The 17671-nt window shown below is 73.0% G+C and carries 4 protein-coding genes; all 4 read right to left on the reverse strand.

Annotated features, from left to right (window positions below):
* Positions 1–2525 (reverse strand): SDR family NAD(P)-dependent oxidoreductase (locus GT042_RS40045; protein WP_345943661.1); only part of this gene is annotated, 2525 nt, incomplete at its 3' end.
* Entirely contained in the window at positions 2522–3643 is a 1122-nt protein-coding gene (locus tag GT042_RS37975) for a DNA alkylation repair protein (protein WP_202532281.1), read from the reverse strand. The genes GT042_RS37975 and GT042_RS40045, both read right to left, overlap by 4 nt.
* A complete protein-coding gene (locus GT042_RS02965; RefSeq protein ID WP_345943662.1) occupies positions 3640–10044 on the reverse strand; it encodes a beta-ketoacyl synthase N-terminal-like domain-containing protein in 6405 nt (2134 codons plus the stop codon). The genes GT042_RS37975 and GT042_RS02965 overlap by 4 nt, the downstream gene beginning before the upstream one ends.
* The coding region (locus tag GT042_RS02970; protein WP_161307128.1) for an SDR family NAD(P)-dependent oxidoreductase at positions 10041–17671 on the reverse strand (7631 nt) is incomplete at its 5' end. The genes GT042_RS02970 and GT042_RS02965, both read right to left, overlap by 4 nt.

Consider the following 17671-nt stretch of genomic DNA (forward strand, 5'->3'; position numbering starts at 1 on the left):
CGGACCGGCTCGGGCAGCTGGTCCGACAGCGGAGCCGGGGCGGGAGTCGTCACCGGAGCCGGTACGGGAGCCGGTACGGGAATCGGTACGGGAATCGGCGCCGCGGCCGGTGCCGGGGCGGGCGCGACGGCCTGCGCGGGGGACGCGCCGACGCGTGCGTCCAGATGTCTCACCAGCTCGCCCACCGTGGCGTGTTCGAAGAAGGTCACCGGGTCGACGTCCACTCCCCCGGCCGCGAGCGCGGCGGCCACCTCGACCGCCATCATCGAATCGAGGCCCAGGTCCAACAGGCTGTCCTCGGGGGTCACTTCGCTGAGGTGGAGTGTCCGTGTCAGGATCGCGGAGAGCGACGGCCACAGCCCGGCTTCGGAGGCCACGAGAGTCATCTGTTCGTCCTTCGGTTCGGGAACGGCGGACAGGATGTAGTGCGCGGGAGGCAGGCCGAGGGCCGTACGGAGCAGGGCGATTCCCTCGTCGGCGGAGAGCGCGGGGATCCCGCGCGACGCGGCGGCCCCGGCGATCCCCTCGCCCATGCCGACGGTCCACAGTCCCCAGCCGAGGCTGAACCACCGTTCGCCCAGGGCGCGTTTGCGGGCCGCGTACCCGTCGAGGTAGGCGTTGGCGGCGGCGTAACCGCTCTGTCCGAGGTTTCCGTGGACGGCCGCGACGGACGAGAACAACGCGAAGAACCCCGGTCTGGCGTCCGGCGGGAAGGCGGCGTCCAGCGCGTGCACGCCGCCGATCTTGGGTGCGAGGACCTCGTCGATACGGTCGGGGGTCAGCGAGCGGGCCAGGCCGTCACGCAGGACGCCGGCCACGTGGAACACACCGTCGAACGGCCCCGCCTCGCGCAGGGTGTCGCCCGGATCGCTCACGTCCGCGCGGACGATCCGCAGGTCACAGCGGGAGGCGAGCCGGTCGAGCCGCTCCCGCGCCTCCCCCTCCGCCGGCTCCGTCCTCCCCATGAGGGTGAGCCCGGCACAGCCCTCCGCCGCCAGGAACTCCGCCACGTGCAGCCCGATCCCGCCCATGCCCCCGGTGACGAGGAACCTCCCGCCGGAGAGGGCGGGCAGGAGCGGGGCCTCGGCCGCCGGGGAGAAGGGTGCCTGCGACGGCTCGTACCGGGTGCCGTCCCGCAGGGCCGTTTCCGGCGGTGTGCGCGGGAGTGTGTCCAGCAGGCGCGGTGGTTCGGAGGGGTGGTGCCCGGCGAGGTCCACCAGCCGGACGGACGCGCGCGGGTACTCGGTCCGCAGGGTGCGGGCCAGTCCCCACAGCGCCGTCTGGAAGGGCTCGACCTGTTCCTCCCCGGTCACGCTCTGGGCGGAGTGGGTGACGAAGGTGAGGTCGGGCATCGGCGGGTGCGCCGCCAGGCGCCGGACGAGGGTGAAGACGCCGTGCAGGGCGGCCCGCACCTCCCCTGCCTCGGTGACACCGCGCGGGGCGACATGGACGACCTCGCGGAAGTCGGTCTCGGCGAGAACAGCGTCGATACGGTCCTCCGACAGGTCGCCGGGAGCCAGACGTACCACCGCGTCCTGACGGGCCGTCATTTCATCGGCGGCCGTGTCCGACACGATGAGCAACGGACCGGTGAGGACGGGCGGTTCGGGGTGCGGCGCCTGCTCCGACACACGCCAGACCGGTGTGGTCACCGAGCCTCCGGGCGGTGGAACCGGCAGGGGACGCGTCCGGCCGGACGCCGGTCCCGCGCTCTTCAAGGTGATCCGGTCCAGCGTCAGCAGGACCTCACCCTGCTGGTTGCAGACCGTGGCCCGGCCCCGTACGACCCCGGCCGCAGGTGTCCCTGATCCCGTCTCCAGGCCGTCCCCGTCCCCGGTGTCCGTCCGCTCGACCAGCGCCAGTACGGTGCCGGAGATCCGCCGGCGGGCGGTGATCCGCCCCACGTACCACGGCAGGCACGCCCCGGCCGTGCCGTCGTCCAGCAGGCCCAGGCACTGGAAGACGCTGTCGAGCAGCGCGGGCGGCACGAAAGGGACGGCCGGCCGCGCCCCGGCCGGGTCCTCGGGCTCCCGCAGCAGGGCGAGGATCCGTCCCGGCCCCCGGTGGACCGAGCGGATCGCCCGGAACGCCGGTCCGTACGTGATGCCGCTCGCCGCCCGCCACGCGTCGACCCCGGACAGCGGCATCACCTCGGCGCAGCCCGCGCGCAGGCCGGACACGTCGAGGTAGGGGGGCGGTGGGAGGGCCCGGCCGGTCGCCCGGGCGCGGCTGTGCGTCACCCAGGCGGCGTCCTCGTGGGGGCGGGAGCGGACCGCGCACTCCGCGTCCTCCATCGTGACCTCGACCTCAACTCCTCTCCTCTGACGCGAGGAAGGGGCCGGGAGGGCGAGGGGTGCGAGGAATGCCACCTGGTCCAGCTGCCACTGGCTGTCCGGGCGTGCGGTGTCGCAGAGGGAGAGCACGGCGTCGATCTGCGCGGCGGCCGGCAGGACGGGCACCCCGCCGACGCGGTGGTCGCGGACGACGGGATCGTCCTCGCCGAGGTGGTACCGACGGCGCGTCACAGCTCTAGATCGAATCGGTCCGTGGCCAGGACCCGGCCGTTCACCTGGAGGTCGACGAGGTGCTCGCCCGGATAGTAGGCGCGGGTCTGGATCTCCTTGATCGTGTGGGCCTTCTCCAGCGTCCTGCGCTCGCCCGGGGCGAGTTCGAGGGTCGAGAGCTTGAAGACCTTGGGGATCGTGCGGCCGTTCTTGCGGACGAGGTGCAGCACGTAGTCGACGGCCACGCTGTGCGCGCGGGTGTCGGTGTTCTCGACATCCGCGCGGAGGACGAAGGTGTCGCCGAGGGTCAGTGTGCGCGGGGTGAGGCGGAGTGCGGGGACCTTGATGTGTTCTCCCCCGGTGGCGCCGAGGATCGCGAGGGCGGTCTGGTCGCCCTTCTTCACCAGGGTCCGCAGGCCATGCCGGACGATCCACGCCGTCTCGGGGGTGGGGCTCTCCTCGGTCCAGCGCAGCGCGGTGGCCAGGGCGAGTCCGGGCGCGTCCTTGGAGATGTCGTTGAGGTTGTTCGCGACAGATTTGCGGACGTATTCGGAAGGGTCGCTGCGCAGGGGTTCGAGCACCGCCAGCACCGGTCCCGGGTCCTTGACGAAGAGGCTCAGGGTGCGCGCCCAGGGCAGCCGCGACCGCGTGCCCTCGCTGGCCATGCGCCGGACGTTGTGGCTCGGGTCGGTGACCCATGCGGGCATGCGCTTCATCGTCAGGTCGTAGTGCTGCTCGATGAAGGGCCGGATCGCGTACTCCGCCGTGTGCCGCTTGGTGATCTCGACCAGCGCGTCCAGGGACACCTCGGGGTGGTCGAGACCGTACTCCTCGACGAACCGGGCGACCGGCATCAGGAACCAGCTGACGTTGAACATCCCTTCGCCCTCGGCGAGTTCGTCCTCCAGGATGGAGACGAGGATGCCCACGGCGTCGACGTAGTCCTCGGGGAGCCGGGTGCGCAGGCCCTCGGCGAGGACGAGGACGCGGTCCTTGAGTTCCTTTCCGGGGATCAGCCGCTCGACCTCGGCGGCATAGCCGTCGACGTCGAATTCCGGGTGGACCGCGCGGATCTTCCCGCCGAGAAGGCGAGCCGCGTCGCCGTTGAAGTGCCGCTTCAGTCCGTACTCGGTGCTCATGAAATCGCTGACGCTTTCTTCGGGAAGGAACCAGGGAGGGGAGGGGACAGGGAAGGCAGTGGGGAATGTGGGAGGGAGCGCGGGAGGGGAGCGGCCGGTGGGGCGGCTGATTCCGTGATCCAGAAGCGCTGCCGGTCGAATGGATAGGTGGGGACGGTGGTGACGTGCCGGGCCCGGCCCTGGTGGACCGCGTCCCAGCTGATGTCGGTGTGTCCTTGGTTGTGGTGCGCGACCAGAGCGGTGTGCAGCTGCTCCTGGTCCGGGTGGCCCCGGCGCAGGGTGTGCGACCAGCGGATCTCCGGATCCGGCAGGCAGCTCCGCCCCAGGGCGGTCAGGACGGGGCTCGGGCCGATCTCCCAGAACGCCCGCGTCCCCGCCTCGCGCACCCGGGCCAGCCCGGCTGCGAAGAGCACGGGCCGGCGGATCGACTCCGCCCACACCCGCGGATCGGTGACCGTGGACGCGGTGTGCCAGTCGCCCGACAGCGTCGAGATCAACGGGATGCCGGGGGCGGACAGTTCCGTACCGGCGACGGCCTCCGCGAAGGGAGTCAGCGCCTGGTCCATCGCCGCCGAGTGGAAGGCGTGGCTGACGGTCAGCCGCTGGGTCCGGTGGGACGTCGACCGGCAGAACGCGTCGAGGTCGGCGGCGGGACCGCTCACCGTGACACTGCGCGGGGCGTTGAAGGCCGCGATCTCCACACCCGGATGGCGGGCCAGCGCCGCCCGTACGGCGTCGGCGTCCGCGTGCACCACGGCCATCGTGCCCGTCGCCGGGCACTCCTGCATCAGTCGGCCGCGTATCGCCGTCAACCGCATCAGATCGGCCAGGGACAGCACCCCGGCCGCCCAGGCGGCGGACAACTCGCCGACGCTGTGGCCCAGTACGGCACCCGGGCGGATCCCCCACGACTCCAGCAGCCGCACCAGACCCACCTGCACACTCACGATCCCGAGCTGCGCGAACCGGGTCCGGTCGAGCACTCCGCCCTCGCTGCCACCGAACAGCACGTCAAGCAACGGCCGCTCGCTGAACGGGTCCGCCAGCTCCGCGCACTCGTCCACGGCCGCGCGGAACACCGGCTCCGCCTCGTACAGCCCCCGGCCCATCCCCGCGTACTGCGATCCCTGCCCGGTGAACAGGAACGCGGTCGGCTCCGGGAGGTTCGACCGCCGGGACACGGGCAGTTCGCCCCGGGCGATCTCCCGCATGCGCCGGGCGAGTTCGTCTCCCGTCGCCCCGCGTACGGCGACGCCGTGGCGTTGGGCGGACCTGCCCGCGTTGGCGGTGAAGGTGAAGTCGCCGAGGACGCCGGCGGGCAGCGCCTCCAACTCGTCCGCGTAGGCGGCGGCGAGGGCCCGTACCGCTTCCTCGGTCGCACCGCTCACCCGGAGGACGTGGCTGTCCTGCGCCGGAAGCTCCGGCGCGGGCACGGATACGGGTACGGGTACGGGTACGGCCGGTGGTTCCTCGATGATGACGTGGGCGTTGACCCCACCCATCCCGAACGCGCTCAACGCGGCCCGGCGGGGAGACTCACCGTCCGTACGCGGCCACGGCACCGGCCGGTCCGCCACATAGAACGGGGTGTCCTCGAAGCGGATGTGGTCATTGGGACGGGTCACATGCAGCGTGGGCGGGATCTGCTCGTGTTCCATCGCCAGGAGCACCTTCACCAACCCCGCGAGTCCGGCGGCCGGTTCGAGGTGGCCGATGTTGCTCTTCAACGAGCCGATGGCACAGAACTGGCTACGGTCGGTGTGCGGGCGCCAGGCCCGGGTCAGACCGTCCACCTCGATCGGATCACCCAGACTCGTCCCCGTCCCGTGCGCCTCCACCATCCCGATCGACTCCACGCCGACCCCCGCCCCCGCGTCCGCCAACGCGGCGGTTATCACCTCGCGTTGGGCGCGCGGACTGGGTGCGGAGTAGCGGGTGGTACGTCCGCCGTGGTTCACGGCGGCCCCCTTGACCAGGCCCCGTACCCGGTCCCCCGCGCGCTCGGCGTCCTCGTGGCGGCGCAGGACGATCGCGGCGGCTCCCTCACCCGGTACGAACCCGTCGGCGGAGGCGTCGAACGCGCGGCACCGGTGGCGTGGCGAGAGGGCCATCAGGTCGCCCATCGAGCTGAAGTACTCGGGGCTGATCGCGGCGTGCACCCCACCGATCACCGCCGTGTCGATGTCACCGGCGCGGAGGTGCTGGAGCGCGGTGTGCAGAGCGACGAGCGAGGAGGAGCAGAGGGTGTTCACGACGACGCTGGGGCCGTGCCAGTCCATGAGGTACGAGAGCCGGTTCGGGATCATGGCCTCCAGCCCGAGACCCCGCCCCGCCGCCACGCCGTGGCGTGCCCGCTCCTCGTGGTAGTGGTCGTGGCTGTACGCGATCCACAGTCCCGTACGACTCTCCCGGGCGCGGTCGCCGAGGCGGCCGGCGTCCTCCAGGGCCTCCCAGATCGTCTCGTACACGATCCTGGCCTGCGGGTCGATGAGGGGAGCCTCGCGGGCCGAGATCCGGAAGGGGGCGGGGTCGAACTCGTCCACGGTCTCCAGGAAGGACGCGTGGGGTCGGGTGGACCGGCCGTTGTTCGCTCCGTTACTGCTGCCGTTGCTGCTGTCATTGCCGCTGCCGTTCCCGTGGTGACCTCGGCGGCCGGCCAGCACCGTACCGACGGTGTCGCGGCCCTCGCTCAGAAGCGACCAGTAGTCCTTCAATGTGCGGGCGGTCGGCACGCGGATCGCGGCGCCGACGACGGCTATGTCGCGTGGTGAGCCCTTGAAGGGCGTGGACGCGGCGGCCGGTGCGGGTGGGGGCGTGGGCTTCCGGGCGGGTGCCGGTGGCGGCTCCGGATCGTTCACCGGCTCCGCCTCGGGTGGGCTCGCCGTCTCCTGCGGGGCCGCCGTCGGGTTGGTCTTCTCCAGTGCGGCGACGAACTCCGGTGCCTCGCCGAGCAGATGGGCGGCGAAGGCGCGGGGCGTCGGGTACTCGAAGAACACCGTCGGGTAGAGCGGGACACCGTACTCCCGCGAGATCCGCTCGCTCAGCGCGACGAGGCCGACCGAGTCGAAGCCCGCAGAGAGGAACTCGGTGTCCGCGTGTTCGGCGGAGATCCCGGTCAGGTCGAGGAACCAGGCGAGCACCCGCCCGTCGGGCGAGCTGTGCGCCACGCTCTCCACCGGGACGGACACGTGCGCCGGCGCCGACGCCGGCACTGGCTCTGGCACTGGCTCCGATGCCGACACCGGTACCGCCGCCTGGTCCTGACGCGCCCCGGTCTCCCGTACCACCGCCGGTGTCGTGGCCGTGGTCTCCTTCTCCCCGCCGAAGGCCAGCAGCGGCACCCGCTTGGACGCGATGTCCCCGAACACGAGCAGGACCTTGCCCGTCGCGTCCGTCACGACCTGGGTGACGCGGCACGCCTCCTCGTTCCAGAAGGCGACCTCGGTCCGTACGTACGCGGCCTCGTCGAGCGAACCGTGGACCAGCACCCGGTCGGCGGACAGCGGGATGAACGCGGTCGCGTCCTCCGCGCCGAACACCGGGTTGTCCGGGTCGATCGCGGCGATGGTGACGCTGTCGAGCAGCCCGGGGAACAGCCGGACACCGGGCGGGTTCAGGTCGCGCTGCCGGCCGCCCTCGATCCGGGCCAGGGTGCCGCCGCCCGGGAGCGCGGCGACCCAGGAGATGTTGCGGTAGTAGCGGCCGTGGTGGTAGCCGATCCGGCGCAGCCAGCGGTAGAGGCCGGAACCTGCATGCAGCCGGGAGCACGTCGACAGCAGGGCGTCCACCGGTTCGGGCGCGGGTACGGGGCCGGGATCAGTGGCGAACCGCCCTGTCACGTACGGGTCCCCCGCCCCGGCCTCCTCGACCGTGAAGCTCCCGTCGCCGTCCACCCTGCACACCACCCGCACCGCCCCCGTCGGGATCAACGGCCGGTGGAAGAGGACGTCACGTACTCCGTGGAAGCTGTCTCCCCGCAACTCGACTCCCTGGCGCAGGAAGTCGAACCACGCGACACCGGGAAGCATGATCGTCCGGTACACCGAGTGCTGGGCGATGGGGACTTCGCCCGGTCCGAAGACGCGGGAGAAGGTGTATCCCGCACCCCGGCCGCCGGCGCCCGTCCCGGTGCGGGGTTCCGGGTCCGTGGACAGGACGGTCGGCGATCCGGGTTCGGGCGAGCGCAGGGGCTCGCGCAGGTCCAGGGACCTTCCTCGCGGCTGAGCGAAGGGCAGTTGCCGCTTCGTCCAGGTCGTGTCCGCCTGGTAGGTGTGCCAGTCGACGTCCTGGCCGGACTCGTGGATCTCGGCGGCGACCGCCGCGAACACGGCCTCCACCTGCTGGTCGTCCGTGGCGGCGGCCAACCTCCCGCACAGCTCCCCGGGCGGCGTTCCGGCGACCGTCCCCGTCCCGTCCGGCGCGCGGTTCTCATGGCTCAGCACCTCGGCCAGAGCCTCTTCGAGCGTCACCCGGCCTTGGGCGAAACCGGCGATCGCTTCCCAGCCCCGGGGGAGATCCACGGCCCGCTCGGGAAGCCCCAGGTCCCGCAGGGCCAGGGTGGCGGCCACCCCGGCGCAGATCCTCAGCAACAGGCCCGAGAACCGGGGCAGTCGGAGTCCCGACGCCTCCTCGAAGCGCGCCACCACGTCCCGTACCGAGGGAGTGGAGCGGTGGAGCGCCGACAGCCAGGAGGGCGGGCCCGCCGCCTCGACGGGCCGTACCGCCACCGTGTACGAGGGGTTCCGGGGGCCGGGCACGTCCGCGCCCAACAGCCGGGACCGCAGTGCCGTGACCAGCGCGTCGGCGTCGGCGCCCGTGACCACCAGCCGCTCGGCGCGGTGCGGCCGGGCGAGGCGGGCGGTGGCGCAGACGCTTGCGAGGTCGCCGGCGACGGACGGCAGGAACTCCGTCCACTGCGCGGCCAGTTCACGCAGACCGTCCGGGCTGTCCGCGGACAGCGTCAGGACTTCCACCGTCCGTCGCGTACCCGAACCGTCCGGGCCACGACCGGTGCCAGCTGCCACGCCGTCGCCGCCCGGCCGGGGCGCTGGGACGGCCTCCGCCACCACATGCGCGTTGGTGCCGCCGAAGCCGAAGCCGCTGATTCCGGCACGCCGGATCTCCGCCCCCGGCCAAGGCCCCGAGGTCTTCGGCAGGTGGAAGGGGCCCGCGTCCAACCCGAGCCGGGGGTTGGGCCGTTCGACGGCGGTGGCGGGCAGGACACCGTCGCGCAGACACGTGATGATCTTGGCGAGCCCGGCCAGGCCGGACGCCGAGTGCAGGTGCCCGATCCGCCGCTTGAGGGAGCCGAGCGCCACCGAGCCCCGGCCCACGCCCGACTTCCCGAACACCTCGGTCAGCGCCCGCACTTCGATCGGGTCACCGATGGCGGTGCCGGTGCCGTGGGCCTCGATGTACTGGACGGTCGACGGATCGACCTTCCCGTACACCTTGGTCAACAGCTCCACCTGCGCTTCGAGACTGGGAGTGGTGACGCCCATGGTGCGGCCGTCGTTGTTGACCGCGACGCCGGTGAGCGCGCCGAGGATCAGGTCGCCGTCGGCCCGCGCGGCGGCCATGGGTTTGAGCACGAGCGATGCCGCGCCCTCCCCCGGCACATAGCCGTCGGCCCGTTCGTCGAAGGTGTGGCAGAGGCCGTCCTTGGACAGCGCGCCCGTACGGGAGAGCAGGACGAAGGTCAGGGGGTCAATGAGGAGGTCGACCGCGCCGACCACGGCCAGCTCGCAGGCGCCCGTCCGCAGGCTCTGGCAGGCGAGCCAGACCGCCGTCAGGGAGGACGAGCAGGCGGTGTCCACGACCAGGCTGGGACCGGAGAGGTCGAAGCGGTCGGAGAGCCAGCTCGCCACGAAGTTCTGCGACCGGCCCCAGAGGGCCGCCGGGACCGGACCGCCGGTGCGGGATTCCGGGTGGGATCCGGGGCGGGATCCCGGCGGGTGGGAGGCCGGGTGGGATCCGGGGCCTTCGGTCGGGTCGGGCGACAGCCCCCGGCCGTGGTCGAAGCCGTAGGAGTTCATCCGGGCCCCGACGAACACACCGGCGTCGAGTCTGCGCCGGGTGCCGAGATAGCCGGCGTCCTCCAGGGCGCGGGCCCCGACCTCCAGCATGAGCCGCTGCTGGGGGTCGAGGAGGAGCGCGTCCTCGGGTGTCATCCCGAACGCGTCGTGGTCGAAGGAGAACGGGTCCTGGAGGAACGCCCCACGGTGGTGGGTGCCTTGATGACGGCCCTCACCCCGGTAGAGGTCGCGTGCCCAACGGCTCGCGGGCACCTCGTCGACCTCGACGTCCTCGCGCGTCACCATCCGGCTCAGGTCCACCGTGTCTTCGGCTCCGGGGAGCCGAACGGCCATACCGATCACGGCGATCGGGCTGTCGTCGGTCACAGCACTCCCTTCGTACGGTCGTCGGTGCGCCGGGGCTGACCACGGCTGATCAGAGGGCGGAGAAGCGCGCTGAGGGTGGAGTCCGGCGAGCCGGCCGGGCCGGGCTCCGGGAGGGGGCCGGGCTCCGGGGGAACCACCTCGCCTGTGCGTCTGCCTGTATCGGCTTCGGAGGCGGCCAGTCGTGCCCCCAGGTCGTCCACCGTGCGCGCCCGCATCAGGAAGGACGGGTCGACCGTACGGCCGCTGCGCTGCTCGATGGCGGTCGCCAACTCCGCGATGGCCAGGGAGTCCAGGCCGAGTTCCGGCAGGATCCGGTGGCCCGGGTCCTCGCCCAGTACGTGGAGGAAGGCGGCACGGACGAAGCCCGTCATGGTCTCGGCGCTCCGGCCGCCGGCCGCCCGGGACCCGGTCGAAGGAGCCACCTCCGGGGCGGTCGTCCGGATCACCGTCGGGGCCACCGCCGGATCGCCCGTCACGGGAGACGCCGTCGCGGTCCCGGGGAACAGCACGCTCCCGCCCGCGCGCAGATGCCCGGCGAAGCCCTCCAAGGCCTGGTCGACGGTCAGCGCGTGGGCCGCGGCGTACGAGGCGGCGGCCTCCATGCCCGTACCGGTCCAGTTCGGCCAGGCGTGGGCGGTGACGACCGTGGCGGAGGTGTTCTCCCGCTCGGCCAGGGCCAGTTGATAGGCGTTGGCGAGGGCGTAGTCGACCAGGCCCCGACCCGCTTCGGGCCGGACACCGGCGATGGAGGACACCAGTACGGCGAACTCGGCGCCCTCCGCCTTCGCCAGGCGTACGACATGGCGCGAACCCGCGATCTTGGGCTCGGTGACCTTCGCCGCGTCCGCCCACTCCCTGCGGCGGACCGCGCCGAACGGGTTCACACCGCCGGAGGAGTGCACCACGCCGAGCAGCCGTCCCCACCCCTGTCCGAACCGCGTGGCGACCGACGCCAGGGCGTCCTCGTCCGCGATGTCGCAGGGCAGGTAGTCCACCTCGGCCCGGCGCCGCAGCTCCGCCAGCGGGACGGAACGCGCGGTGTCGATCACCGAGCGGCCGACGATGCCGACCCGCTTGGCGCCCCGCTCGATCAGATGCCCGGCCAACTGCCGCCCGACGGCGCCGAGTCCACCGGTGACCAGGTAGTACCCGTCCACGGTCAGCTTGGTGGGAGGCCCGGGAACGGCAGGGACCTGCTCCGGTACGAAGCGGGCTCCGCGCCGGTAGGCGGCCACGGTGTCGTGGCCGGGACGCAGCGCCGCGAACTCGGCGGCCACGAAAGCCGCTTGGGCGGCGACCGGGTCCGCCGGGTCCAGGTCCAGCGTGGCGACGGCGAGCCCGTTCTCCGCGCAGGCCGCCCGTACGGCCATCACCCGGGCGGCGGCCTCGGGGCGGAGCCGGGTCCGCTCGTCGCTGTGGACCACAGCGGACAGCCGGTCGGCCCACACCAGCTTCCCGCCGGCGGGCAGGGCGGTGACGTGGGCGCGCAGGTCGGCCCAAAAGTCGCGCAACTCCCCTTCCGTGTCGGGGTGTACGGCGGTGTCCGCGACCACGACGAGCCCGCCGGCCGGGCTGCCCTCCTCCGCGACCGGGACGCCCACGTCCCGCAGGGCGGCGGTGATCGCGCGGGCCGTGTTCCGGTCGCCCGCGACCACCCGAACGGCCGTGCTGCCCCGGAATGGATCCCCGGCGGTGTCCGGACCGGGTTCAGGACGGAGGTGCTGGGCGCGCCAGGCGATACGCCAGGCCTCGGGGACTCCCCTGTCCGCCGGGACGTCCGCGACCGAGGTCGGGACCGGGACCGGGACCGGGACCGCCACAGATTCCGGCTCCGGCTCCAACTCCCGCTCCGCCCGTCCCTGCGCGGTGGGCGGCGGGACGGCCGCCGGCCTGACGTGCCAGTGGCGCCCGCGTGCGAAGGGATAGGTGGGCAGGTCCACGATCCGCGATCCGGGCGCCGAGAACGACGCCCAGAAGGAGGGATCACGCCGCGGTTCGGCCGTGAACGGCCGCCCGTCGGCGAGGGCGCGCAGTTCGTCCACCAGGTCCGCCGCACCGCGACCCCGTACGGCCGTCTCGCAACTCAGCTGCGAGCGGCCGACGTTCGCCGAGTGGCAGAGGTCGGCGGTCTCCCGGTCCCCGGCGGACGCGGCGAACCGGTCGGCGTACGCGGCGGCCAGCCGCCGTACCGCCTCCTCGGTCGCCCCGCTCACCCGCAGGACGTGGTCACGGGCGGACAGCGGCTCGCGCGGAGCGAGCGTGGGCGCCTCCTCCACGATCACGTGCGCGTTGACCCCGCCCATCCCGAAGGCGCTCACCCCACCGCGTCGCGGCGCCCGGTCGGTACGCGGCCACGGCACCGGCCGGTCCGCCACGTAGAACGGGGTGTCCTCGAAGCGGATGTGGTCGTTGGGGCGCGTCACGTGCAAGGTCGGCGGGATCTCCTCGTGCTCCAGGGCGAGGAGCACCTTCACCAACCCCACGAGTCCGGCGGCCGGTTCGAGGTGGCCGACGTTGGTCTTGGAAGAACCGATCGCGCAGAACTGCGTACGGTCCGTGTGCCGGCGCCACGCCCGCGTCAGGCCGTCCACCTCGATCGGGTCGCCCAGCGTCGTACCGGTGCCGTGGGCCTCGACCATCGCGAGGGACTCGGGAGAGACCTCCGCGTCCTTCAACGCGTGGGCGATCACCTCGTCCTGGGCGGCGCTGTTGGGCACGGTGAGCCCGCTGCCGCGTCCGCCGTGGTTGACGGCGCTCCCCTTGATGACACCCCGGACCCGGTCACCGTCCCGTAGCGCGTCGGCGAGAGGCTTGATCACCACCGTGACCACGCCCTCCCCCGGCACAAACCCGTCCGCCGCCGCGTCGAACGCCCGGGACGCGCCGGTCGGCGACAGGGCCCGCAGGTTGGTCATGGCGGTGTAGTGGAGCGGCGACATCGCGAGCCGGACCCCGGCGACGACCGCCTGTTCACACTCGCCGTCGCGGATGCTCCGTACAGCCGTGTGCAACGCCACCAGCGACGACGAACACAACGTGTCGATCGTCATGCTCGGACCCCGCAGATCCAGGAAATAACTCACCCGGTTCGCGAGGAAGGCGTTGTGATTGCCCAGGCCGCTGGGCGCGTCGAGTTCCGGCGCGATGTTGTGGTCCTTGTAGTGCTGATAGCTGGCGCCGACGAACACGCCCGTACGTGCCGGGACGGCGGCTGCGGGTACCCCGGCCGACTCCAGCGCCTCCCACGTCGTGCGGAGCAGCCAGCGCGCCTGGGGGTCCAGGACTTCGGCCTGCTTCGGGAAGAAGTCGAAGAAGCGGGCGTCGAACTCCTCGATGTTGTCGAGGAATCCACCGGCGGCGGTAGCGGCGGTACGACCGTGCTCGGCGCCCTGCCAGCGCGACGGCGGAGCCTGTCCCACGCCGTTGCCACCGCGCGAGAGCAACTCCCAGAAGCGCTCGGGATCAGGGGCGCCGGGGAGAGCGCAGGCGATCCCGATGACGGCCATGTCCTTGGTACGGACGGTGGGTTGGGCGGGCGCGGAGAAGGCAGGCTCGGAGACAGCGGGCTCCACCGCGTCGGCCACGGCCTCGGTGACGTCCGCGACCGGCGAAGGGCCCTCCTCCGGCGCCCGCTCCCCCACCGTCGCGGCCAACGCCCGGCAGTCCCGGGCCGCCAGCACGTCCGTGGGGCCCAGGCGCACCCCCAGCCGCTCCTCGATCTCCGCCGCGACCAAGGTCGCCAGCATGGAGTCCAGGCCGGCCGACGAGAGCGAGGTGTCCGGCCCGATGCCGGGGTCGCGCAGGACCTCACGTACGAGAAGGGTGACGGCCTCCTCCCCGGCCACCGGCACCAGCGGCCCCCGCGCCACGGAACGCGACCTGGTCCCCGCCCTCGTCCCGGCCTCCGGCTCGGATCCGGCGTTCGGCAGCGGCCGGTACACCACGTCGTCCAGCGAGGCGACCACCTCGCCGTCTGCGGCGAGCAGGGTCACGTCGCCCCGCCGTGTGCCGTCCGGCTCCTGCTCGACGGCACGGAGGTGTACGTACCTGGCGCGCGCCGGGTCGGAGCGGCGTACCGCGCGGCCCACCGACACCGGCAGATAGGTCGAGGTGAACGCGGCCGGGTCGGCGAGGGTGAGAACGGCCATGCTCTGGAGCGCGGCGTCGAGCGCCACGACCGCGCGTACCGCCGGACTCTCGTCGTCGCCGCCGATCCGGGCCAGCACACCCGCCGTGCTGTAGTGGATGTGGGTGAACGCCCGCAGCGGCGCGGCGAATTCCATGCCCTTGGCGGCGAACCAGGCGTACAGGCCGTCCGGTTCGAGGGTCCGCGTGTAGGTAGCCCGGAGAGCGTCAAGCCGGTGCAGGTCCTGTGATGGTGGCGGTGCGGCCTGATCCGGTACGGGGGCCGGTGGCCCCGGCGTCAGCCGCGCGATGACCAGGTCCCCGTACCGGAAGGTCACGGTCTCCGGGAACACCCGGTCGTCCAGGTCGCTGACGAGCGGGTGCTCCCCCACTCCCCTCGCCACCAGTGTGATCCGCTCCAGGACGGGGTGTCGTTCCCATCCCCGGGCGAGGACCAGCGCGGCCGGGACGGTCTCGTCGCCGAAGACCCGGTGGGCCCGCGTGACGCGCGCGGCCACCTCACCCAGTGGGTCGGGCGGTGTGACCTCTCCTACGGGGGTGGGTGTCGGCTCCGGCGAATCCGCGCGGTCGCGGAACGGGTAGGCGGGCAGCGACACCCGGCGCGGGGGTGCGGTGTCGAACGTACGCCGCCAGTCGAGCTTCTCCCCGGCGGTGTAGCGGTGGGCGAGGCGGGTGAGGGCGTGGTCCTCGGGCGTCGCGCCGCGAACGACCGTGCCGGGGACGACCGGGGCGCGAAGGGCCTGGTCCAGGGCGGTCCGCAGGTCGGCGGCCGTCGCGCCGAGCACGGCGATCCGGTGGGGCAGGTGGTCCCGCCCCACGGCGGCCGAGAAACACAGGGCGCCGAGATCGGGCGCCGGGTCGGAGGCGAGCAGGCGTGCCACGTCACCGGCGCGGCGGGCGAGTGCCTCGGGGGTGTGTCCGGAGAGGACGAGGAGGTGGGTACGGGACGGCTCGACGGGCACTTGCCGCTTGGCGGACACGGACACGGACGGGATCAGGGAAGCGGAAGACTCCCCGGGGACGGAAAGGGCCACCCGCGCCGGAGCCACGTACTCCTCGACCACCACATGCGCGTTGGTGCCGCCCATGCCGAAGGCGCTGATCCCGGCCCGTCGCGGACGCTCCGCCCGCGACGGCCACGGCATCGGCTCGGTGGGGACGACGAACGGGCCGGCCGCGAGGTCGATGTGCGTGCCGGGTGTCTCGTAACCGGCCAGCGGCGGGATCTCCCGGTGCCGGAGGCAGAGGAGGACCTTCACCAGGCCGGCCAGCCCGCTCGCGGGCTCCAGGTGCCCGATGTTCGCCTTGACCGACCCGAGGAAACACGGGTCGTGCCGCTCCTCGTCCCCTCCGAACACCTCGGCCAGCGCGGCGATTTCGATCGGGTCGCCGAGCCGCGTCGCCGTGCCGTGGGTCTCGACCAGGGTGATGTCCGCCGCCGGCACCTCGGCGTCGGCGAGGGCCGCGCGGATCACGGCGGCCTGCGCCTCGCTGCGGGGCACGGGCAGGGCACTGCCCCGGCCCCCGTGGTTCACGGCGGCTCCCTTGACGACCCCCAGGACGCGGTCCCCGTCCCGTTCCGCGTCGGCCAGCGGCTTGAGGACCACGGCGATCGCGCCTTCGCCAGGCACGAACCCGTCGGCGCGGTCGTCGAAGGGCCGGGGCAGCGTCGGCGACAGCGCGCCGAGCTGGCTGAGGCTGCGGTAGTACCAGGGCGTGAGGCCGACGTGGCACGCGGCGACGATCGCCGCGCCGCACTGGCCGGTGCGCAGGGCCGTCACCGCCTGCTGCACGGCGACGAGGGACGACGAGCACAGGGTGTCGACGGTCTGGGAGGGGCCGGTGAGATCGAGGGCGTACGAGATCCGGTTGGCCAGCAGCGCGTTCATCGAACCCAGCGCGGTGTGCGGGCCGATGGTGTCCAGGCCCCGGGCGTCGCGGTGGTGGGTGTAGGTGGCCCCGACGAACACACCGATGTCCCGGCGGCCCGCGAGACCGCTGTCGTCCATCACCGACCAGGCGTGTTCGAGGAGGAGTTTCTGCTGGGGGTCCATCTCCTCGGCCTCACGGACGGAGACGCCGAAGAACGTGGGGTCGAAGCGGTCGATCCCGGAGACGAAGGCGCCCGTACGGCAGTACGTCCCCGTCATGTGCGGTCCGCGGTCCTCGAAGTGGGCGTCGGCGCTCCAGCGTTCGGCGGGGACGTCGGTGAAGGCGTGGCCGCCGGAACGGAGCAGCTGCCAGAACGCGGCCTGGTCGGTGGCACCGGGCAGGTCTCCGGAGACGGCGATCACGGCGATGTCGTCGGCGCGCGGCAGGACTTGGTGGGGGTGGGGTGGGGACGTCCGGAGTGCCGTTGTCTGTGGGGTTGTTGCCGGTACGGGTGGCTCAACGGGCCCGTGAGTGAGGGGTGTTGACGTTGGGCTCACCCCGTAGCGCTCGGTCAGCGCGTCGACGAGACCGGCGAAGTCCGCGTACTCCAGGAACAAGGTCGCGGGGAGCCGGACGTCCCAGCGGCGGGACAGTTCCTCCGACAGCTCCACGCTCATGATGGAGTTGATGCCGTAATCGGCCAGGGGCGCGGTCCGGTCGAAGGTGCCGACGCCGAGACGCTCCCCCAGGAAGGTGGCCAGCTCGTCGCGGATACGGTCCGTGGTCGCCGAACCGGGCGCCACGCCCGCCGCGTCCGACGTCTCCCCCACGGCAGGCCGCTCTTCCGGCCGCTCCTCGCGCCCCGCCGCACGCTCGGCGCGGGGATCGACATCCGGGTGCGCGATCACCAGTTGCCGTACGTTCCCCCGCAGCGCGGCCGTCAGCGCGTCGAGGGCCTCGGCCGTGCCCAGCGGCCGTACCCCGCGCCGGCGCAACTGGTCGGCGGCGGCGGTGCCCATGCCCACCTCGCCCCACAGCCCCCAGTCGATGCTGATCCACGGTTCGCCGTGGGCGTGGGCGAACGCGTCGAGATAGGCGTTGGCCGCCGCGTAGCCCGCCTGGCCGAGATTGCCGAAGGTGCCCGACACGGAGGCGAAGAGGACGGCGAAGTCGAGGTCGGTCCCGGCGACCGCCGAGGACAGCTCGCGCAGGCCGTCGGCCTTGGGGCGCAGGACGGCCGCGATGTCGGCGGCGGTGGCGCCCCGGATCAGCCCGTCCTTGAGCGTGCCGGCCGCGTGCACCACGCCGTGCAGGGCGCCGAACCGCTCCCGGAACCCGGCGACCACGGCGGCCAGGGCGCCCGGTTCGGCGACGTCGACGGCGAAGGAGACGACCGCGCATCCGTACGCCTCGATCGCCGCCAGCCGTTTCGGGTCTCCCGTGCCTGAGCGGCTGACCAGGGCGACCGTACCGGCCCCCTCGCGGGCGAACCGCGCGGCGACCTCCAGGCCGAGGCCGCCGTGTCCGCCGAGGACGAGATAGCGCCCGCCACGGCGGATCGCCGGCCGGTCCTCGCCGGTCTCCCCGAGGGGGACCCGTGCGGGCTGCC

Origin of the sequence: Streptomyces sp. SID3212 (assembly GCF_009865405.1) — a bacterium.
Taxonomy (GTDB): Bacteria; Actinomycetota; Actinomycetes; order Streptomycetales; family Streptomycetaceae; genus Streptomyces.